Below are 20,941 nucleotides of genomic sequence, written 5' to 3'. Positions count from 1 at the left end.
AGGGAAGGGAACAAAATGAAACAGGTTATTCGCGAAGGCGATACGCTGCGGGAGTACGGCGGCAAGGTGCTGGGCGGGCACTATCTCTGCTTCGGCAAGGGTATCGCCTGCAAAGGGGATGCCGTGAAGTGCAATGAACACGGCATGACCGTCATCAGCGAAGGCAGCTCGCTTTCGCAAGTGGACGGCAAACCCATCGCCCTGCACGGGCACCGGTGCGCCTGCGGGTGTACGTTAGTCAGCTCTTTCCCCGACTGCGGGGTTGAGCTGTGAGGCCGCTGCCGGCCTATCCTCCTTACCGCTCTGCCCGAACCCCAAATAATAAACGCTGGTTGTCAGCTTGCGCGCTGCTGGTGCTGCTTGCCAGTGGCGGCATGGCAATGCTTCACCCTGCAGGCGCGAGCAGCGGAAGAGTGATTTGGGGGATGGTGGGCGCGGTAATGCTGACGGGAGGACTATGGCTTATACGTCAGCTTTACTACCGGCTATCGGTTCACAATGCCCAGCTTTATGAGCGACTGGTTGAACGGCAGCAGCAAGAGTGGTGGACGCGTCACCAGCGATTTTTTGCCCTCAGCGAATGGGTGCTGCTGGGCCCCGCCGGAGCCAACAGCGCAAACTGGCAGCGGCTGCTCAGACGAGAGCATCGTCCTCCAGAAGTAAAGAACGAAGCGAGCGGAAAGGCGCTGCGCGTCGTGATGACGATGATTGACCATGCTGAAGGGCGCGAGGCCCAGCTGGCAAAAATGCTGGTGCTGCAGTGGCAATTGCAGAGAGTCGATTCGCCGATTCCGCCCATCGCGCACTGCTACTGGCAGGGCTCGACCATCGCCTGGAAGGCATTCTGTGCACAAATGCAGGCGACTTTTCCCCAGGTCTTACTACCTGATAAACCACATGAGTGGCGCGGTGAGGAGAGCCTGTCGGCACTCGTTGAGGCGACCAGCTCGCTTTCTGGTGATGAAGCCATTCTGGTGGCGGGGTGCCACTCGGCGGTGGCCGCGTTTCATGCTGAGCTGCCTGCCGGTGAATCTGCCGCGCTGTGGCTGGTGGGGCAAAATGGCCCGGTCTGCATGACCCGGGGTGAGTTTTACGATAGCGCGGACGCGGAGACATTAGCGGACGTGTGTGAACGAGCAGAGCGGCAAAGCGAGCTTGAAGAGCCGCCACAGGCCTGCATGCTGTTCTCGCATCCGGCGCTGCCTGCGTTGGCGCAAAGCGGCTGGAATGTGACCCACCATTTACAGGATCTCAACTGGGGCGATCCTGGTGAAATGGAACTGCTGATCGTCCTGACCCTGGCCGCTATTTCTGCCAATTACTCTAAAGAACCCTGCGGCTGGATAGCCAAAGACACTCTACACACTCTCGCATTTGGGATCGTTAAACCATATGGTCAAGGAAAATAAACCCGCTGAAATTTCTGTTTTTCCGACAGCGGTGTTGTTCATTGCCATCGTGACGCTGATTGTATTATTCGGCGGGCTGGCCTGGTGGTACTGGGGTGAGGATCTCACCACCGACTGGACCGTGCTTCGCCAGCTCGCGATGGTCTGTTTTATCATCTGGAGCGCGTTGCTCAGCGTGCTGGTGCTGAGCGTGATCGCCTATCGTTTAGTTATTCGCGATAAGGTGGTGCGAGACTCTTCTTCTGGCACGGCGAAGAAGAAGAAAACAGCGCTCCTGCCGCTAAAAGATGCCCTCAGCAGCCACCTACGCCGCCGTTACAGCTGGCGCTGGCGCAGTAAGGTCCGCCTGCTGCTGGTGACCGGCGACGACGCCGCGATCGAACAGCTGGTACCCGGCCTAAAGCAGCAGCAGTGGCTTGAAGGCAACCGCACGGTGCTTATCTACGGCGGCAGCCTCAGCGCTGAACCGGATGAGGCGGTATTCACGGCCCTGCGCAGATTGCGCCGCGGTCGCCCGCTTGATGGCATTGTTCGCGTTGTGCCGCATTCGCTGGACCTTACGTCTGAGGTGAGCGATGACGATTTGCGCGGGCTGGAGAAAAGGGGGGCGCTGCTGCATTACCAGGCGCCGGTCTGGCTATGGCATCTGTGCGACAGCGCCTGGCCGCAGGACGGACGAATCGGGCAGTCGGTGTGTGCCTTATTCCCCCTTCGTGCAAATCAGGACGACATCAGCCGCCAGTTGGAAAGCCTGCTTCCTCAGCTGACCCGGCAGGGCGTGAGTCAGGCAGTCGTCAACAGCCGGTATGACTTCATGTTGCGGCTGGGCCAGGAGCTTCGCGACGGCGGCATCAGCCGCTGGGCGCAGCGGCTGTTGCCGTGGCTCTATGAAAGCCAGCAGTCGGTGCCGCTGCGCGGGCTTGTGTTTAGCCAGGTAGAAAGCCCCGACGTAGAGGCTAAACCGCATGCTGCAAAAGATCCCGGCAGCGCGGTGCCACAAAGCCGATCCCATGCCCTGACGCTGCCTGAAACCTGGCAAGGCATCCTCACCGACTGTACCCGCATTCGCGGCCGTCGGGTTGGCATGGCCTGGGAGCAGACGCTGGCGTGGGTCATCATGGCGGTACTCGGCGTCTGGGGCGCCGGGCTGCTGCTCTCCTTCGCGCTGAACTACAGCCAGATTTCCTCGGTTGCCGACAAGGCCCGCACCCTGGTCGATCACCCTTCGGTATCGGACTACCAGCTGACGGCGCTCCACGATCTGCGTAACGACGCAGGCCGCCTACAGCACCGTATCCAGCACGGCGCGCCGTGGTACCAGCGCTTTGGCCTGGACCATAACCAGCAACTGCTAGCGGCCATGCTGCCGTGGTACGGCGTGGCAAACAGCCGCCTGATCCGCGATCCGGCTAATGCGGCGCTGATGCAGAAGCTGCACGCGCTGGCAAACTCGGCCCCCAACAGCGACCAGCGCGCGCAGCTGGCGAAACCGGGCTACGACCAGCTGAAGGCCTGGCTGATGATGGCCCATCCGGACAAGGTCGACGGCGCGTTTTACGCGCAGACGATGAAAACGGTACAGCCAACGCGGATGGGCATCTCCACTGCGCTGTGGCAAAGCCTGTCGCCCGACCTGTGGGCGTTTTATATCACCGGGCTTCCGGCGCAGCCGCAGTGGAAAATCACGCCGGACGCATCGCTCGTCGGCCAGAGCCGCCAGGTGCTGCTCCAGCAGATTGGGCGGCGCAATGCGGAAGGAACGCTCTACGAAAACATGCTCAAATCGGTACGCCGCAACTTTGCGGACGTCTCGCTGGAAGACATGACCAGCGGCACCGATGCTCGCCGCCTCTTCACCACCGATGAGACGGTGCCGGGCATGTTCACCCGCCAGGCATGGGAAGGGGGCATTCAGCAGGCGATTGAGAAAGCCGCGAAGTCCCGCCGGGACGAGATTGACTGGGTGCTGAGCGACAGCCGCAGGACCGTTTCTGCCGATCTCTCCCCGGAGGCGCTGAAGGCGCGCCTGACGCAGCGCTACTTCACGGACTTCGCCGGCAGCTGGCTGAACTTCCTCAACAGCCTGCAGTGGAATCCGGTGCAGAACATTGCCGACGTGACCGACCAGCTGACGCTGATGAGCGACGTGCGCCAGTCTCCGCTGATTGCCCTGATGAACACCCTGGCGTGGCAGGGGCAGACCGGAGAACAAGATGAAGGTCTGTCCGACTCGATCATCAAGTCGGCAAAAGATCTGATCGGCAGTAAAGACAAGCCGGTAATCGATCAGCAGGCCGCCGGGCCGCAGGGGCCGCTGGATGAAACCTTCGGGCCGCTGCTGACCCTGATGGGGAAAAACAAAGCCAGCAGCGTGATGTCGGCGGATAACTCACTTAGCCTGCAAACGTATCTGACCCGCATCACCCGCGTGCGTCTGCGCCTGCAGCAGGTGGCGAGCGCGTCGGATCCGCAGGAGATGATGCAGACGCTGGCCCAGACCGTTTTCCAGGGCAAAAGCGTCGATCTGACCGATACCCAGCAGTACGGCAGCCTGGTGGCGGCAAGCCTCGGGGAGGAGTGGAGCGGGTTTGGCAACACGATGTTCGTGCAGCCGCTGACCCAGGCTTGGGAAACGGTATTGCAGCCGTCGGCGGCCAGCCTGAACGAACGCTGGAGCCGCTCGGTGGTGGCGAACTGGCGCACGGCGTTTGACGGGCGCTTCCCGTTTGCCGACAGCAAGAGCGATGCGTCACTGCCGATGCTGGCCGAGTTTATCCGCAAGGACAGCGGCCGCATTGACCGCTTCCTCACCACGGAGCTGAGCGGCGTGCTGCACAAGGAGGGCAGCCAGTGGGTGCCGGACAACGCGCACAGCCAGGGCCTGACGTTCAATCCCGCCTTCCTGAAGGCCGTGAACCAGCTGAGCCAGCTGTCGGACATCCTCTTTACCGACGGCAGCCAGGGGATCACCTTCGAGCTGCAGGCGCGTCCGGCGCCTCAGGTGGTAGAAACGCAGCTGACCGTTGACGGGCAGAAGCTGCACTACTTCAACCAGATGTCGGACTGGCAGTCCTTCCGCTGGCCGGGCGAGACCTACAAGCCGGGCACCATGCTGACCTGGACCTCCACCAGCGCGGGCGCGCGCCTGTTCGGAGACTACACCGGCACGTGGGGCTTTATTCGCTGGCTGGAGCAGGGCAAGCGTCAGCAGCTCGACCGCAGCCAGTGGATGATGAGCTTTACCGCCCCGGATGGCCGCACCCTGCAGTGGGTGCTGCGTTCACAGCTGGGCAGCGGTCCGCTTGCGCTGCTGGGGATGCGTAACTTTAGCCTGCCGGACAACATATTCACCGTGGATGCCTCTGCCGCCGCGCAGGCGCTGGCCGCCACGGATATTACCCCCATGGATGAGATGGAATAATGGCCGCATTACAGAATGTTATCCACGCCTGCGGCGTGGATGAAAATACCCTCCTGAATCAGGCCCGGGCGCGCTGCGCCGACTGGGAGCGCTGGCTGGTGCCCGTGCAGGAAAATCAGCCTACGGGCGACGATCCGGGCTATGACGATGACTTTCAGCAAATCCGTGAAGAGGTTAACAAGCTCTCCGGCATTGATACCGCGCTGATTTGCGAGCTGGCAGAAAAGCTGTTGACCACCACCTGCAAGGATTTGAGGGTGGCCGGTTTTTACGCGTGGGCGCGCCTGCATCAGGACGGCGAGGCCGGGCTGGCGCAGGGCGTTGAGCTGCTGGCGGCAATGCTGGTGCGGTTCGGCAACGATCTGCATCCCCTGCGCGCCCGCAGCCGCAAATCGGCCCTGGAGTGGCTGGGCAGCAGCCGCATGCTCGACAGCCTATCTCTCTATCCTGAGGTAGATATGTCGCTCATGCAGCGCATTGCAGGCGCGCTGCTGCTGGCGGAGCAGGCGTTTGAGACGCTTGATGAGGCGTCCCGCCCGGAGCTGGGCGGGCTGTATCTGGCCCTGGATAACCGGCTGATTCAGAGCGGCGGCGCGAACTCGATGGTGCCGCAAACCAGCCGCGAAGAGAGCGCGACGTCGCCCTCGGCGGCATCTTCCGCGCCGATAATGAATGCGGTGACGTCGGGGCGGGATCTGCTCGACCAGGCCAAGGTGCTGGCGAAATACCTGCGCGACCAGCCCGGCGGCTGGCTGGCGGGGCATCATCTGCTCAAAAGCGTCCGCTGGGACACGCTGACGGAACTGCCCCCGCTGGACGCCGCGGGGCGCACTCGCCTGGTTCCGCCTAAGCCCGACAACAAGGCGCATCTTAAGCGCCTGTATCTGCAGAAAAGCTGGTCTGAGCTGCTTGAGCACACCGACACGCTGCTGGCGCAGGGCGTTAACCACCTGTGGCTGGACGTGCAGTGGTACGCCTGGCAGGCGCTGGTCAAGCTGGACGCCGACAGCGTGCGCGCCGACATCATCTGTCGCGACCTCAAGGGGCTACTGGCCCGCCTTCCGGGTCTCGAAGCGCTGGCCTTCAACGACGGCACGCCGTTTGCCGACGAGGTGACGCTGGCCTGGATCAACGAAAGCGTGCTGGACGACATCTCCGGCTGGCAGGATAAGCCGGTTTCAGCCGCGGCCGCGGGCAGCGATGACGTGCTGGCCCTTGAGCCTGAGGTGCTGGCGAAAGCCGACAGCGAGGGCATTGAGGCCGCGCTCGGCTGGCTTCAGGGGCAGCCGGGCTACGCCACGCCCCGCGACCGGTGGCTAATGCGCCTGCTTATGGCGCGGGTGAGCGAACAGTACGGTAAAAACGACATGGCGCTGCATTTGCTGCGCGAGCTCGACGACAGCGCCCGCTCGCTGACGCTTGAGCAGTGGACGCCGGAGCTGATGTTTGAGGTTAAGGCCCGCAGCCTCAAGCTGCTGCGCGGCCGGGCCGCTCGCGGTGAGGTCGATAAAACGCGGCTGCAGGCCGACATGGATACGCTTCTTTCCGGCCTTATCGCGCTGGATCCTGCACGCGCGGCGGTGCTGTGCGGGTAACCCCTCCTTAATACCAAAACTACAATCTTTAACGAGAATGGAATCATGGCTGTAAATACAAACGATCGTCGCCCCATCACGACGCGGGATAAAACCTGGGCCAAGCACAGCGCGCTGTGGCTAAAAAACAAAGGCGTTACGCCGAATCAGATTTCGCTGGCAAGTACGGGATGCGCGCTGCTTTCCGGCCTCTGCTTTTTGTTCGCCTTCAGCTTCTCCTCGCTCATCATCCGGGATGGCCTATTGCTGCTGGGCGCGGCGCTGATTCAGGGCAGGCTCATCTGCAACCTGCTTGACGGCATGGTGGCCGTGGAGGGCGGGCTGGCAACGCCCGCCGGGCCGGTCTACAACGAATTGCCGGACAGGGTGTCCGACACGCTGATTCTGGTGGGCGTGGGCTATGGCCTGAGCGCGATCCCCTTCGCCGGCACGCTCGGCTGGATAGCGGCGCTGCTGGCGCTGATGACCGCGTACCTGCGCCTGCTGGGCGGAACCTGCGGCTTACGTCAGCATTTCCTCGGGCCGATGGCCAAACAGCACCGGATGGCGCTCCTCTGCGGCGGCGCGCTGCTGGCGCTTTTCCTGCCCGCGGCCTACGGCCAAAGGCTGCTGTTTCTGTGCCTGATGGTAATCAGCATTGGGGCGCTTTTCACCTGCTGGCGGCGCGGGAAACGCATTCTGGACGAGCTGCACCTTAACGCGGTGACGCAGGAGGCCGCGGATGAATAACGTACCAGAGACAACCCTGAGCAGCCGCCTGGTGAGCGGGTGCCTGATTCGGATATGCCGGCTGCTTACCGGCGTGCGTGCGCGCTGGCTCGCGCCGGTGCCCGACAGCGCATCGGTCAGAATTTACTACGCCAACCACTCCAGCCATCTTGACGGCATTGTGATTTGGGCCAGCATGCCCGCTCGGCTGCGGCCTACCGTTCGCCCCGTGGCGGCGGCGGATTACTGGGAGGCTTCGCCGCTGCGCCGCTACATCGCCCGACGCATTTTTAACGCGGTGCTGATTAAGCGTCGGCCTTCCGCGGAGGAGGGGAGTCAGCCAAATAACGCGCTTGAGCTGATGAGCGAGGCCCTGAACCACGCACAGTCGCTGATTATTTTTCCCGAGGGGACGCGGGGAAACGGTGAAGATATCTCCGCATTTAAGAGCGGCCTCTGGCATCTGGCGCGAATGAATCCCGGCGCTCAGCTGGTGCCTGTCTACCTTGAAAACCTCAACCGCGTTCTGCCGAAAGGCTCTCGTCTGGTGGTGCCGGTTTTATGCTCCGCGACCTTTGGCGAGGCGATCTCTCCCCCGCAGGACGGTGAAGAAAAACAGGCATTTTTACAACGCGCCAGGGAAGCGCTGGAGGAACTTAAGTCATGAATTTTCAGGATCACGCCCTGATCGCGCTGCTGGTCGGCCTCTTTGGCCTCCTGCTTTTTGCCAGCATTACGGGCTTCATTATTGAAAAAGCCAAAGGCCGAACGCCGGTCATTATTAACCTCAACGCCCGCATCCGCGCCTGGTGGGTGATGTGCCTGCTCTCCGTGGCGGCGATGCTGTGCGGCCCGGTTGGCTCAACGCTGCTGTTCGCGATGATGTCGCTGCTGGCCTTAAGAGAGTGCATCACGCTGACGCCTACGCATCGCGGCGATCACGAGGCGCTGTTCTGGTGCTTCTTTATTCTCCTGCCGCTGCAGTACGTGCTGGTGGGGATACAGTGGTACGGCACCTTTGCCATTTTTATTCCGGTCTTCGCCTTTTTATTCATTCCAACCCGCATGGCGCTGTCCGGGGATTCAAAAAACTTTCTCGAACGCAGCGCCAAAATCCAGTGGAGCATGATGATTGCCGTGTACTGCATTAGCTATGCGCCGGCCCTGCTGATGCTCCCCATTCCGGGCTATGAGCATCAGAACATTAAGCTGCTGCTGTTCCTGATGATCGTCGTACAAATCTCAGACGTGCTGCAGTACGTCTTTGGCAAGCTGATGGGCAAACGCCCCATTGCGCCTCGGCTGAGCCCGAACAAAACCGTTGAAGGGTTTGTGGGCGGCATCGGCACGGCGACGCTGGTGGGGACGCTGCTCTGGTGGATCACGCCCTTCGCGCCGTGGCAGGCCGCGCTGATTTCACTGGCGATCACGCTGCTCGGCTTTGCCGGCGGTCTGTGCATGTCTGCAATTAAGCGCGACCGCGGCGTGAAGGATTTTGGCGCCACGATCGAAGGCCACGGCGGCATGATGGACAGAATTGATTCCCTGTGCTTCGCCGCACCCGTTTTTTTCCATATCGTTCGGTTTTGGTTTACCTGAACCGCGACAAACCCTAAGCCTCGCACAGAGAAATTATGGACGACTTAACCCTGCGTTATTACGACGCCGAAATGCGCTACCTGCTTGAGGCGGGCGAAGAGTTTGCCCGCGCGCATCCCGAGCAGGCGGCGATGCTTAACCTGGATAAAGCGGGCGCGCGCGACCCGTACGTAGAACGGCTGTTTGAGGGCTTTGCCTTCATGATGGGGCGGCTTCGCGAAAAGCTTGATGACGATCTTCCCGAGCTGACGGAAGGGCTGGTCAGCCTGCTGTGGCCGCACTACCTGCGCACCATTCCGTCGATGTCCATCGTGGAGTTCACCCCGGACTGGCGCGGAATGAAAGAGCCGATGCGCATTGCGAAAAGCTTTGAGGTGCTCTCGCGCCCGCTCGGCGAAAAGGGGACGCGCTGTCGCTACACCACGACGAAAGCGATCGACCTGCAGCCGCTGGCGCTGGAGCAGGCGCGTCTTACCACCGATCCCGATGGGCGCTCGGTGGTGACGCTGCGCTTCACCTGCAGCGAGCTGGCAGACTGGAGCCGCGTCGATCTCAGCAGCATTCCGCTGTACTTCAACGCCGACGCGCCGCTGGCCTGCGCCATGCACGAAGCCTTTACCATGAACACGGCGCGGATGTGGCTGCGCCTCCCCGGCGATCGGGACAGGCGCCCGCTTGACGGCCGCTTTACCGCGCTGGGCTTTGGTGACGACGATACCCTGTGGCCAAAGGGCAGCAGCAGCTTCAGCGGCTACCAGCTCCTGCTGGAATATTTCACCTTTCGCGAGAAATTCATGTTTACCGCGCTGCGTGGCCTGGAGGCGAGCGCGCTCCCGGCGCAGCTGCCGTGGTTTGAAATTGACGTGGTGCTGTCGACGCGCTGGGAGCATGACTTCACCTTTACCGAAAAAAACTTACGCCTTAACTGCGTCCCGGTGATTAACCTGTTCCCGCTGGAGTCCGACCCGCTCACCCTGAATTCGCTGCAGACCGAGTATCTGCTGCGGCCGATGCGCGTGCAGGACGGGCACACGGAAATTTATGCCGTGGAATCGGTGATGTCGTCCAGCCAGCACGTCTACGTGCCGTTTTCCAGCTTCCGCCACAAGGGCGGGATGATGCGGCACGACGCGCCGGAATATTACTACCACACCCGCGTGCGCCGCGGCCCGTCGGGGCTGCACAATACCTGGCTGATCCTGGGCGGTGAAGCCTTTGACAACCATACGGTGCCGGAGGATGAAAGCCTCTCTCTGACGCTAACGGGCACCAACGGCCAGCTGCCGCGCCGCGCGCTGCAAAGCACGATGCTGGACACCGTGATGAAAACCACGTCCGCCAGCATTGCCGTGCGCAACCTCTGTGCGCCAACGCTGCCCTGCTATCCCCCGGCCCGGGATCGCTTCCACTGGCGCGTGTTGAGCCACCTTGGCAGCGGCTTCCTCTCGATGATGGACAACGCCGAGGTGCTGCGCGGCACGCTGGCGCTGTATGAGTGGACCGACAGCGAGATGAACCGCCGCCGCCTGGAGGCCATCATCGACGTGAAGCACAGCGAAACGGAGCGTTTCGAACAGGGGTATCTGGTGCGCGGCGTGCAGATTGAGGTGACGCTCGATAGCCACGGCTTCGCCGGACGCGGGGACATCTGTCTGTTTGGCGAAATGCTGAGCCGATTTTTTGCCCTTTATACCGATATCTATCTATTTAACCGACTGATTATCATCCTGCAACCCACCGGAGAACGCCTTGAATGGGAAGAGAAACACAGCCGTCGCATTCCCGGCTGACCCCGCGGCTGGAAGCCGACCTGCATCGGATCAACTTTTACCGCTTTTGCCAGCTGCTTGAAAAGGGCCGGCCCGGTAAGGCCCTGCTAGGCGCGACCAGCCATCCCGCTGACGATCCGGTCCGCTTTTGCCCGCACCCCGGCATGGGTTTTCCCGCCAGCGAGCTTAAGGCGGTGGAGTACGATGAAGAGGATGACGGCAGGCCGCCCGTTGTTCGCACCACCTTTATGGGCATGTACGGCGTCGACTCGCCTCTGCCGACGGCGTATCTGGATGACATCACCCAGCGCCGGGAAGGGCACGAGGCGCTGCAGGGCTTTCTGGATATTTTCAGCCACCGCATTTTGACGCAGTTTTATCGCATATGGCGCAAATACTCCTACCCGGCCTCGTTCGAACCCGGCGGTTCGGACACGATTTCGCAGTCTCTGCTGGGGCTGGTGGGGCTGGGCATTCCCGGCACCGCCGAGCATATCGCCACGCCGGTCTCGCGCTTTCTGGCGCTGCTCGGCGTGCTGCGCCAGCCGGGTAAAACGCAGGAGGGCATGCAGGCGCTGGTTAGCCTGCTGGCGCCGAACACCCGCGTGAACGTCAGTCCTTACTGTCTGCGGCCGATAGAGATCCGCCAGCCGCTGGGTTTTTATGCCGATGCGGACTTTATGCTCGACGGCAATACGCCGCTCGGCGACGAGGCCATGGACGCCAGCAGCCAGCTGCTGATCGCGCTATCCACGGACGATGAACGGGAAGCGCAGGGCTGGAAGCCGGATGGCCTGCTGTATCAGGATTTTCTGGTGATGCTGCGCGTCTATCTGGGCTGGCGGTTTAAGGCGCGCATCACGCTCACGGCCCCCACTCCTCTGCTGACCGCCCCTCCGCTGGGGGAGGGGGCGTTCTGGCTGGGCATGAACGGCGTGCTGGGCGCGGAAAAGGAACCGCTTTCGGACGATATCCCGCCAACCTTTACCACAGAGCTGGGCTACTACACGGGCCTGGAGCCTGCTATTACACAACAAGGAAATCGACGTGTTACGTACAAGTTTGACTAAAACCGCCCGCTGGCTGCTGCCCGCGTTGGCGCTCGGCCTGACGGGCTGCGGGCTGACGCAGAGCGTCACGGACGGTACAAAATCGGCCTTCACCTCTGTTTTTTATAAAAAAATTAAGACGCTGCATCTGGATTTTACCGCGCGCGAAGCGCTGAACACCGACGCGCGGGAAAACAACTCGCTGTCGGAGTCCGTTGTGCTGCGCGTGTATCAGCTCAAAGACCGCAAGTCGTTCGATAAATCTGTCTACCAGCAGCTGCTGAAGGATGACGATGCGGCGCTGAAGGGCGATCTCCTGGCGAGCCGGGACGTTATCGTGAAGCCGGGCGGAGATGCGACCCTCGATATGCCAATGGAGGCGGACGCGCAGTTTGTCGCCATCGTCGGGTTATTTCGCCATCCGGACATGGAGAACAACACCTGGAAAGTGGTGTTACAGCGTGAAGAGCTCGATCCGGACGACGCGCGCGTTCTCGAAGCCGGGAATAACCAGCTCACGCTACAGCCTGTTAAGGAAAAATGATGCCGCAGGGATATAACACGCCGTCGCTGTATGAAGTTCTGTATGGCAATTTTGCAGGCGGCCTTGAACTGAACCAGGTCAGCGAGGCGAATCAGGTGATTCTGTCCGTGCTGGACAACATGCAGCGCATCCTGAACTGTCGGGCGGGGACGCTGGCGCACCTGCCGGACTACGGTCTTCCGGACATGACCCGGATCCTCCAGGGCATGCCGGGAACGGCGCACCAGCTAATCACAACGCTTTCGGCGGTGCTGCTGAAGTACGAGCCGCGCCTGAGCAAAATCATGGTCGTGATGCTTGAACAGACCCAGCCCGGAGAGCTGCGCTACGCTATCGACGCCGAGCTCAAAGGCATCGGCCTCGTGCGCTACGGCACCGAGTTTATGCCGGAGGGACGGGTGCTCATCCGGCACATGAAACAGCAGCAGTATCTCGACGCCCGTTCTGCAATTTAACGCCCACTCTGGCGGATATCATCATGACGACACAACCTGAACGCAGCCTGAAAACCGGCGGCGACCCGCGCACGCTTGCGGATTACGCGCGCCTTCGCGATGAAATCAATAAACTCGCCCACCCGGCGCGCCCGGACGTGGACTGGCACTTAGCCGAGACGCTTTGCCTGTCGCTGTTTGAGCAAAACGGCGTTGAGCTGCAGACCGCGGCCTGGTATACGCTGGCCCGCACCCGGCTTGCGGGGCTGTATGGCCTGAATGAAGGGCTGGCCATTTTGTCTGCGCTGGTCTCCAGGCAGTGGGGCAGCGTCTGGCCCCAGCCGATTCATGCGCGAATGGAGATCCTGAGCGCGCTCAGCAAGCGTCTTCAGCAGCTCATACGCACGCAGACCTTGGCGTACAGCGATCTGAGCCAGCTTTACCAGGCTGAAGAGCACCTGAAGGCGCTCGATGACGTTTTGCAGCGTCTGGAGCTGAAGCATGCAGGGCAGTTGGAGGCGCTGCGCACGCTGCTGCACAACGCGTCGGTGAGGCTGGAAAATAGCGCGCAGGACGCACCGAACGGCGGGCACGGGGTCGCGCTTCCTGCGGCAGCTGGCGGCCCGCCTGAAGGCGCGAAGTGGGTTTACGTAGCGCAGCCGGAGCCGCAGCCTAATATTGCCGTGCAGGAGTCGATGCCGCCGCCGGCAAAGCCCTGGAAGCCGTTCGCCGCAGGGATGCTGACCATGCTGGTGGTCGCGGGCGCGTCAGCGTGGGGCTGGCAGTATCTGCATCAGCCCGATCCGCTGCGGGAACAATTTTCCGCATCGATCTCCCCTCTGCCCGCGCCGCTTTCTATGGCGCAAATTCAGTCCGCTAAAGAGAACGCATTGCCAGCGGAGGAGGGGATTACCGAGACGCAAAGGCAGCTGGCGCGGCTCGCTCAGCTGAAGCCAGACTGGGCGATACGCTACGGCGACGGCCTGGTGCAGCAGGCCCAGGCCCTGTGGCCCGAGCAGGCAAAACCGCTTGCGCAGCAGTGGCAGCAGCAGGTGGCCGCACAGGCATTGCCGGAGGAAAACCTGAACGGCTGGCATCAGGGAATGGCGCAGCTTGAGCGGCTGGCTAACCGCCTGAACGCGCTGGACGAGCAGAAGGGGAAATACATTACCGTGAGCGAGCTCAAATCCACGGTGTTCACCACGATGCAGTCTTTTAACCGCGCGGTTCCGGCAGAAGAGCAGCTTCGCCAGCTGGCTATACTGCCTGACGAGAAGCCCTGGCCTGCGGGGCAGAAAAGCCAGCTTGAGCAGCACCTGAGGCAGTTAATGGTTCGCTATGCCCTGTTGGATCGGAAAACAGCGGACTAACGCAGTAGATTAAATATCACCATGACACAGGGAGGAAAAGTGTCGGCAAGAGAGCGTTTTTTTGAAAAAGTGAAGCAAAACCAGGATGCTGTTCCGCCAGGGAAAAATACCGTCGAAGCGGAAATTCAGACGTTCCGTTTAAGGATGGACGCTCTGGCGCAGCAGATTGACGAGTGGTTCGCGGGCTCCGGAATTGAGATCGTACAGACGGTCAAAAATATCCATGACATGAGCACCGTTGGCTATAGCCTCAGCAGCGGTATCTGCCGCTACGGTATAACAGCCATCCATTTGCAAAATGGAGAACGCAGCGTCAGCATTTCGCCGGAGAGGCTTTGCTGCGGCGCGGAAAGAGGCTACGTCACCCTGCGCGTGGTGGACGCCAGCGGAGCGCTAAGCGACCTTGTGTTCAATATGAGCATGGCGCCCGACGCTGGCTGGTACATATGGGGAGAGCATCAAATACCGGAGGCAAAGGTTCTTATGACGGAAGACGTGTTTTTCCGGGCGGTGGAGAGGCTGGCCTGACCTTCTGATGACGCGTCGATAACATAAGTCATTGGTCACAAAAAAGCCCGCAAGGTTTGCGCCCTGCGGGCTTTTTGCTGGGAGCCGAGCGTGCCTGCGTTCGTTTCCGGAAGCGAGCCTTGTGTCCAATCATTCACTCTCTTGATTTTTCCCGTCTGTAGACCATGCTCTTCTGAAATGCGCAAAGCATAATCACGTCATCCAGTGCCGAAGGCGAAAAAGGTAGATGGCCTTCAATGCCCCTTAATAATAGGAGTGTGCCATGCTTGAACTTCGTCCTAACTGCGAGTGCTGTGATACAGATTTGCCACCTGAATCAAAAGGGGCGTACATCTGTTCATTCGAATGCACGTTTTGCGTTGATTGCGTGACCCAACGACTGAATGGCCAGTGTCCGAACTGCGGAGGGGAGCTGGTGCGGCGCCCCATCCGCCCCGAAGCATTACTTCTGCGCTATCCAGCATTAGTTCAGCGTCACTATAAGCAGTAGACCTGCAAATTCTGCGCGTTCCTTGCTTACAAAGGCCCTGGCGATCCAGCTAGTTGTCCGCTATGCGCAAGAAGCGGAAGTGGAGGGCGTCCCGCATGTTCGCGAAGTTCACCAATCAGGGATAAAAATCTGTCTTAAGTTCTGATAAGCGCTAAGGTATTAATATAATACCCTGAAATATCAGATTAAACTGCATTTCCTGGCCTGTATTTATTATCTCCTTGGGACGATCATGAAATCCTATAGCTTGCCTGACATTTATCGTTCTACAAATTTAAACACCATTAGAATGTGGGAAAATAATGCTGAAATCGGGGATATAAGAGAGGAAAACTACTACGATCCGTTAAAACTCGCTCTGGCAACAGGCATAAAACCGCGTATGCCAATATTGGTCTCGCAGCTGATTGATGAATTAAACGAGCTCACAAGGGATGATTCACTTGCCGACACCCTGCCTGAACACAGTTTCCATTTCACCTTCTTACCCCTGACTCTCCCTCTCTATGAGGAAAACGAGCGATTGCCCTCGAAAGTAGAGCAATTGAAAAGCCTCTGGGCTGGATATCATTCGAAAAAGATTGCGATCAGGAACCTTCGTTTAATCGCTTTGTCCAGCCAGTTGTTACTGGCGGGTATCCCCGATGAGCCAGCAATAGCGATGCGTCAGTCATTCTGCAAGAAAATTCTGGAGTCAAACTGGAAAAATGAGTTGCTGATGCGGCACAGCAGCAGCCCATTACCGGCGCCATTCTGGCACAGCACGATCCTGCGTTACAGCGCTGCTTTTATACCCGCAACGGTGCGGGAGTTTTTTTTGGAACGCCAGGAAATTGATTACGGGGATGTCGTCGGAGAATTGACGCTAGCGAGGATAAGTTATAACTGGGAAAAATTTTATCCATTTGAGATTTAATAATGGCGATATAGCTATATGCCAGCTGTAGCTACGATGCTATATCAGACCGGGACCACGGAAGGTCCGGCGCCACTCGCTGGGGCTGACGTTAAAGCGGGCCTTGAAGCTCTGCCGAAACGAGACCGGTGACTGATATCCCGCCAGCGACGACACGGTTTCAATGCTGTGATCGGTGGTTTCAAGCAGCTCCTGGCTGCGCCGGAGGCGCTGGGCGCTGAGCCAGTCCCCCACCGTCATCCCTGTTGCCTTGATGAAGTGCCGCGTCAGCGTGCGTCGGCTCATGCCGGAGAAGCCCGCAATGGAGTCAATGTCGTGTCGCTTATCCAGGTTACGGCGCAGGTAGTCGATAAGATCGTTTATCTGTTCGTCGCGCGTTGTCTCCGGCACCGCATGCTCAATAAACTGAGCCTGCCCGCCTTCCCGATAGGGAGGGATAACCATCCGTCTGGCTACGCGGTTAGCCAGCGCGCTTCCGTAATGTTCGCGAAGAATATTCAGGCAGCAGTCGATGCCTGCCGCCGTCCCGGCCGACGTAATCAGGCGCTCGTCGCTGGTGTAAAGCGCGTTGCTGTCAAGCCGCACCTCTGGAAAGCGCGCGGCGAAATCCCGCTCAAACTCCCAGTGTGTGGACGCTCGGCGGTTGTTCAGCAGTCCGGCGTAGGCTAGCACGTACGCCCCAAGGCACAGCCCCACGACTTCCGCTCCGCGCTGCCAGGCGTTGCGCAGCGCAACCAGTAATGCCGCATCAGGCCGGGTTTCGGGATGCTCCCAGAACGGTACAACGATGATGTCCGCCGTATCAAGCTTCTCAAGCCCGTGCTCCACGTTGATGGAAATACCGATATCGGACGTCACGATCCCGGGCTTTTCAGCGCAGATATCCACGCTGAACGGGCCCGGCTCCGGCATCGCCTTGTCGAAAACCATGGACGGCACGGAAAAGTGAAACGGGCTGAAGCCCGGCGTAGCAATAACGGCAACGTGCAGAGTAGAAGTAGACATGACCTGAACCTTTACTTATTTAAACCAAACCGCGATGGTTATCCTGTTTTTTCGCCCTGGCGCGCTTGTGCGTCAGAAATTCAGCGTCTCGCCATCTTCCGGCACCAGTACCCGATCCTGAATGCCGTTTTCCGCTACAAAGGCACGCAGTTCGTCCCGGCTCAGCAGGCAGTGGTTAACGGCCTCCATGTGCGACGCCACCACCGTGGCCGACGGCAGCACCTCTAGCGTGCGCAGTGCGTCCTGCTTACCCATGATGATGGCACCGATTCCGTCTACCGTCGCCAGGCCCATGTTAAGCACGACAACGTCAGGCGTGTATTTTTCCAGGCTTTCCGCGTACGGCGGGACCCAGATGGTATCACCGGCCACGTACAACGTCTTTTCATCTTCCTGTGAAAACACCAGGCCGCACGCGTCGCCCAGGCGCTCGGCAACCTCAGGAATGACGTACGCCTCGTCGCTGCCGTGCTGGCCGTCGGTTTTTGCAACGCTGACTCCTGCAATGACGTTAGCGTCTGCCAGCACGCTGACCGCAGTGAAACCCTGCGAGCGCAGCAGCGCCGCATCGCTCTCATTTTGAGTGTAAATCACCCGGTCCTTCGGGATAAGCTGCTGCGCTGCCTCGTCCCAGTGATCCTGATGCGTATGCGTCACGATAATCACGTCAACATCCAGCAGCTCGTCAACGGAGACCGGCAGCGAGACCATGGGGTTGCGCAGGTGCGAACGCGCGGTGCCGGGAAAACCGGGCCAGGTCTCTTTCTCAGAAAGCATCGGATCGATAAGGAAGCGGACGCCGGCATAGTCAAGCTTCAGCGTGGCGTTACGTATTTGAGTGAGTTGCATTCTTTACTCCTTAAGAGAAACCGCAGCCGTGCGGTCTGTACAGTGAGCAGGCAGTATATGAAGGCTGCGGACTGGGCGTGAGTCACGCACAGGTCAATATTCGATGGAATAGGGTCAAATATATATTTCCGGAAACCTTATGCTTCTTGTGGTGCTGCATGCAGCGTTTATATCCGGCATGGCCGCCAGTAGATACTGGTAATACCTCATGTCGTGCTTTCCTCACAATCTGGCGGCTACAGTTAACTTGACCCGAAATCATCGCATTTTGACTTTTCTGCCCCTCACGGAGCGCGCCGTACACTCTTTACACTTTCCAGACGGTTAATACACGAGGAATAAAGAATGTCTTACGCAACTACCGATGACGGCATTGAGATTTATTTTGACGCAAAGGGCCAGGGTATGCCGATTGTTTTTGTTGCCGGCTACTTTGGCATTAGTGATATCTGGCAGGCGCAGACTGACGCGCTGTCTGAAAAATTCCACACGGTGGCGTTCGACAGCCGCGGCTACAGCCGCTCGGCCAAACCGCTACAGGCTGAGGCTTACAGCATTCCCCGCCACGCTGAAGATCTAAAGGCCGTGATTGATGCCGCTGGCATCAGAGGCCCGGTCGTGCTGGTGTCTCATTCCATCGGCTGCAACATTATTTCCACGTTTGCGGTGAACTATCCGCAGCAGGTTGCCGGACTGGTGTATACCGCCTGCTACGTGGACGGTAAGCAGATGCGTGACGCGGGCATGACGGTCGAGATGGTCTGTGAGGCGGTATCAACGCCTTCCGGCGCCGTGGCTTTTTATCAACCGTTTGGCGTGACCGAAAGCGTTGGCGCAGAAGCGGCCAAATGGCCCGCCCATTCGATGCAGGCCAATGCCGCCGCGTTCCTGAATCATGAAATGGCCGATCGGTATGATGCCATCACCGCGCCTGCGCTAATTCTCCAGGGGGAAAATGACGCGCCTAACCCGCTTCCGTTTGCAACGGCGCTGCAGCAGGCGCTTGGCGGTGGTGCGGAGCTGAAAATCCTGAAAGGCGTAAACCATTTCCCACCGCTAGAAGCCCCGGAAACCGTCACGGCGTATGTGGAAGAGCATGCCTGCAAGTGTTTTGCTGAATAACCCTTTATGACGTTAAGGCGCATTGAACAGGCCACTTGATGAGGTGGCCTTTTATTAAACGGTTTGGCGGCTGCGATCTCGGTATTGGTTAGTGATTTCAATACCTTAGGAATGTTTTTGCACCTTGTTTTTTAGCGTTCTGGCAACGCGGTGCAAAACAAGATACGTAATGCTCAAGATTCATACAGAGATTATGACCACACATGCAACAAAAAAGCCTGTAACTAGTTGAAGTTACAGGCTTTTTTAAGGTTCATGATGCATCATGAATGAATGTTTGGTGGAGCTGGCGGGAGTTGAACCCGCGTCCGAAATTTCTACATCCTCGGTACTACATGCTTAGTTTGTCTTTACATTCGCACGTCAGCTGCGAACAAACACGCCACTAACGAACTAGCCTGATTAGTTTTAACGCTTCAACCCCAGGCAGGGCTTCCACGCGATCTCTTTTGGGTTTGACCTCTCTTTGATCCCCGTCTTAAGAGCGGAAGCTAGGGAGAGAGGGCTCAGAGCAGGTTATTAAGCTGCTAAAGCGTAGTTTTCGTCGTTTGCGACTATTTTTTTGCGGCTTTTTACGAGGCAAACCGCCCCTCGGCATGCACCTTGGGTTTCGCAAATCCCGTCGAATCCAGAATCAGCCCCAATAGTGTTGAACTCAGTATACCAGATTTCACTTCCGGGATACCAGCCCGAAACGCTAACTTATTGAATAGTACAATAAGTGCGCAGAATCAACGTCCTGCATTTTTCATAATGCGTGCTTTATCCAGCTGCCATTCGCGTTCTTTCAGATCCGTACGCTTGTCGTGCTGTTTTTTACCCTTCGCGACGCCGATTTTTACTTTGCACCAGGCATTTTTCCAGTACATAGAGAGCGCAACTACGGTGAAGCCTTCACGGTTAATACGTCCGTAAAGGGATTCCAGTTCACGTTTGTTTAGCAGCAATTTACGGGTGCGCGTAGGGTCACAAACGTAGTGTGAAGAGGCGACGGTCAGCGGCGTAAAGTTGGCGCCAAACAGGAAGGCCTCGCCGTCTTTCAGGAGCACGTAGCTATCGCCAATGTTTGCCTTTCCGGCGCGCAGCGATTTTACTTCCCAGCCCTGCAGTGCAAGGCCAGCTTCGAATTCTTCTTCAATGAAATACTCGTGGCGAGCACGCTTGTTTTGCGCAATGGTCGCCGAGCCTGGTTTATGTGCTTTTTTCTTCGTCATAAGTGTCGTAAAGCCGTCGGTAATCTGATTTCAAAAAGTCACCTCATTGCGTCCCGTGAGGTCTAACGCGCTATATTAGCACGAGATAAGCCTGAGCGTTTTTTTAACAGGTGATAAATGTTATTATTTATCGGTTGTGTGACCATGGAAAACGCTATGCCTCAGATTAGCCGTACCGCGCTCGTGCCTTACAGCGCGGAACAAATGTATCAGTTAGTGAACGACGTTCAGTCCTATCCAGAGTTCATTCCTGGATGTACCGGAAGCCGGGTGCTTGAATCCGGCCCGACGCAAATGACCGCTGCGGTGGACGTCTCTAAAGCGGGTATTAGCAAGACGTTTACCACGCGTAATACGCTGACCGATAATCAGAGCATTTTGATGCATCTGGTGGATGGCCCGTTCAAGACGCTGATGGGAGGATGGAAATTCACTCCTCTGAGCGCTGACGCCTGCCGCATCGAATTTCATCTGGACTTCGAGTTCACCAATAAGCTGATTGAACTTGCGTTCGGCCGCATCTTTAAAGAGCTGGCCTCGAATATGGTTCAGGCGTTCACGACCCGCGCCAAAGAGGTTTACAGTGTCGCATAAGATCGCTGTGGAAGTGGTGTACGCCCTGCCGGAGAAACAATATCTTCAACGCGTAAACCTGGAGGAAGGGGCAACGGTTGAAGATGCCATCCGCGCTTCTGGCCTGCTTGAACTTCGCCGTGATATCGATCTGGCTAAAAATAAAGTAGGGATTTATAGCCGTCCCGTGAAGCTGGCGGATGTGCTGAAGGATGGCGATCGGGTTGAAATTTATCGCCCGCTGATTGCTGACCCGAAAGAGTTGCGTCGTCAGCGAGCGGAGAAAGCGAGTAAGTAGTACGTTCATCCCTGCTGGCGAGTTTACATGTCTGTAATTGCGTTTAGA

At 58.7% G+C, this 20,941-nt stretch carries 21 protein-coding genes and 1 other RNA gene; 18 read left to right on the top strand and 4 right to left on the bottom strand.

The features are described from left to right. The first annotated feature begins 15 nt into the window (after window positions 1-15). From DBY73_RS20645 to DBY73_RS20575, 15 genes are all read left to right on the top strand, one after another. Window positions 16-273 carry a PAAR domain-containing protein gene (locus DBY73_RS20645; protein ID WP_112013080.1) on the top strand — a complete coding sequence of 86 codons (258 nt, stop codon included), beginning with the start codon at window positions 16-18 and terminating at the stop codon, window positions 271-273. Next, a complete protein-coding gene (locus tag DBY73_RS20640) occupies window positions 270-1,409 on the top strand; it encodes a hypothetical protein (RefSeq protein ID WP_112013079.1) in 1,140 nt (379 codons plus the stop codon). The genes DBY73_RS20645 and DBY73_RS20640 overlap by 4 nt, the downstream gene beginning before the upstream one ends. After that, the gene (locus DBY73_RS20635) at window positions 1,393-4,830 is read left to right on the top strand and encodes an ImcF-related family protein (RefSeq protein ID WP_112013078.1); all 3,438 of its coding nucleotides are present in this window, start codon (window positions 1,393-1,395) and stop codon (window positions 4,828-4,830) included. The genes DBY73_RS20640 and DBY73_RS20635 overlap by 17 nt, the downstream gene beginning before the upstream one ends. Continuing rightward, window positions 4,830-6,425, top strand: coding sequence for a type VI secretion system protein TssA (gene tssA, locus DBY73_RS20630; RefSeq protein WP_112013077.1), 1,596 nt, complete (start codon window positions 4,830-4,832; stop codon window positions 6,423-6,425). The genes DBY73_RS20635 and tssA overlap by 1 nt, the downstream gene beginning before the upstream one ends. A gap of 45 nt (window positions 6,426-6,470) precedes the next feature. After that, window positions 6,471-7,154, top strand: coding sequence for a CDP-alcohol phosphatidyltransferase family protein (locus tag DBY73_RS20625; protein ID WP_112013076.1), 684 nt, complete (start codon window positions 6,471-6,473; stop codon window positions 7,152-7,154). Then, window positions 7,147-7,800 (top strand): lysophospholipid acyltransferase family protein, encoded by a 654-nt coding sequence (locus tag DBY73_RS20620; protein ID WP_112013075.1) that lies wholly within the window; start codon window positions 7,147-7,149, stop codon window positions 7,798-7,800. The genes DBY73_RS20625 and DBY73_RS20620 overlap by 8 nt, the downstream gene beginning before the upstream one ends. Next, window positions 7,797-8,732, top strand: a complete 936-nt coding sequence (locus DBY73_RS20615) for a phosphatidate cytidylyltransferase (protein WP_112013074.1) — start codon at window positions 7,797-7,799, stop codon at window positions 8,730-8,732. The genes DBY73_RS20620 and DBY73_RS20615 overlap by 4 nt, the downstream gene beginning before the upstream one ends. 35 nt (window positions 8,733-8,767) lie before the next feature. Beyond that, complete coding sequence (tssF, locus tag DBY73_RS20610) at window positions 8,768-10,522, top strand: type VI secretion system baseplate subunit TssF (RefSeq protein ID WP_112013073.1); 1,755 nt, start codon at window positions 8,768-8,770, stop codon at window positions 10,520-10,522. Beyond that, on the top strand, window positions 10,486-11,571 hold the full coding sequence (tssG, locus tag DBY73_RS20605; protein ID WP_112013072.1) for a type VI secretion system baseplate subunit TssG: 1,086 nt from the start codon (window positions 10,486-10,488) through the stop codon (window positions 11,569-11,571). Before tssF ends, tssG begins: the two co-directional genes overlap by 37 nt. Next, window positions 11,549-12,094 carry a type VI secretion system lipoprotein TssJ gene (tssJ, locus tag DBY73_RS20600; protein ID WP_112013071.1) on the top strand — a complete coding sequence of 182 codons (546 nt, stop codon included), beginning with the start codon at window positions 11,549-11,551 and terminating at the stop codon, window positions 12,092-12,094. Before tssG ends, tssJ begins: the two co-directional genes overlap by 23 nt. Continuing rightward, window positions 12,094-12,549 carry a type VI secretion system baseplate subunit TssE gene (gene tssE, locus DBY73_RS20595; RefSeq protein ID WP_112013070.1) on the top strand — a complete coding sequence of 152 codons (456 nt, stop codon included), beginning with the start codon at window positions 12,094-12,096 and terminating at the stop codon, window positions 12,547-12,549. The genes tssJ and tssE overlap by 1 nt, the downstream gene beginning before the upstream one ends. A 23-nt stretch (window positions 12,550-12,572) precedes the next feature. Further along, complete coding sequence (locus DBY73_RS20590) at window positions 12,573-13,898, top strand: VasL domain-containing protein (protein WP_112013069.1); 1,326 nt, start codon at window positions 12,573-12,575, stop codon at window positions 13,896-13,898. Between the two features lie 39 nt (window positions 13,899-13,937). Continuing rightward, entirely contained in the window at window positions 13,938-14,426 is a 489-nt protein-coding gene (locus DBY73_RS20585; protein ID WP_112013068.1) for a hypothetical protein, read from the top strand. 262 nt (window positions 14,427-14,688) lie between these two features. Next, window positions 14,689-14,916 (top strand): DUF1272 domain-containing protein, encoded by a 228-nt coding sequence (locus tag DBY73_RS20580; protein ID WP_112013067.1) that lies wholly within the window; start codon window positions 14,689-14,691, stop codon window positions 14,914-14,916. A gap of 232 nt (window positions 14,917-15,148) precedes the next feature. Next, window positions 15,149-15,832 (top strand): hypothetical protein, encoded by a 684-nt coding sequence (locus tag DBY73_RS20575; protein ID WP_112013066.1) that lies wholly within the window; start codon window positions 15,149-15,151, stop codon window positions 15,830-15,832. Window positions 15,833-15,871: 39 nt separating this feature from the next. On the opposite strand, the gene DBY73_RS20570 is transcribed toward DBY73_RS20575, so the two are convergent. Then, window positions 15,872-16,837: a helix-turn-helix domain-containing protein gene (locus DBY73_RS20570; protein WP_112013065.1), complete on the bottom strand. Its 966-nt coding sequence runs from the start codon at window positions 16,835-16,837 to the stop codon at window positions 15,872-15,874. Window positions 16,838-16,909: 72 nt separating this feature from the next. Further along, on the bottom strand, window positions 16,910-17,686 hold the full coding sequence (locus tag DBY73_RS20565; RefSeq protein WP_112013064.1) for an MBL fold metallo-hydrolase: 777 nt from the start codon (window positions 17,684-17,686) through the stop codon (window positions 16,910-16,912). A 345-nt stretch (window positions 17,687-18,031) separates the two neighbouring features. Between DBY73_RS20565 and DBY73_RS20560 the strand changes: the two genes are divergently transcribed. After that, a complete protein-coding gene (locus DBY73_RS20560) occupies window positions 18,032-18,808 on the top strand; it encodes an alpha/beta hydrolase (protein WP_112013063.1) in 777 nt (258 codons plus the stop codon). A 278-nt stretch (window positions 18,809-19,086) separates the two neighbouring features. Here DBY73_RS20560 and ssrA read toward each other — a convergent pair. Together ssrA and smpB are read right to left on the bottom strand one after the other, a co-directional pair. Continuing rightward, window positions 19,087-19,450, bottom strand: a transfer-messenger RNA (tmRNA) gene (gene ssrA, locus DBY73_RS20555). A gap of 89 nt (window positions 19,451-19,539) precedes the next feature. Next, the gene (gene smpB, locus DBY73_RS20550) at window positions 19,540-20,022 is read right to left on the bottom strand and encodes an SsrA-binding protein SmpB (protein ID WP_112013062.1); all 483 of its coding nucleotides are present in this window, start codon (window positions 20,020-20,022) and stop codon (window positions 19,540-19,542) included. 156 nt (window positions 20,023-20,178) lie between these two features. Here smpB and DBY73_RS20545 point away from each other — a divergent pair, with 156 nt between their 5' ends. Together DBY73_RS20545 and DBY73_RS20540 are read left to right on the top strand one after the other, a co-directional pair. Beyond that, window positions 20,179-20,616 (top strand): type II toxin-antitoxin system RatA family toxin, encoded by a 438-nt coding sequence (locus DBY73_RS20545; protein ID WP_220092934.1) that lies wholly within the window; start codon window positions 20,179-20,181, stop codon window positions 20,614-20,616. After that, complete coding sequence (locus DBY73_RS20540; RefSeq protein ID WP_112013060.1) at window positions 20,606-20,893, top strand: RnfH family protein; 288 nt, start codon at window positions 20,606-20,608, stop codon at window positions 20,891-20,893. Before DBY73_RS20545 ends, DBY73_RS20540 begins: the two co-directional genes overlap by 11 nt. The last annotated feature ends 48 nt before the right edge of the window (window positions 20,894-20,941 follow it).

The sequence above is a fragment of the Enterobacter sp. RIT418 genome (genome assembly GCF_003057745.1).
Classification (GTDB): domain Bacteria; phylum Pseudomonadota; class Gammaproteobacteria; order Enterobacterales; family Enterobacteriaceae; genus Enterobacter.
This window is presented reverse-complemented; position numbering and strand designations above follow the sequence as displayed.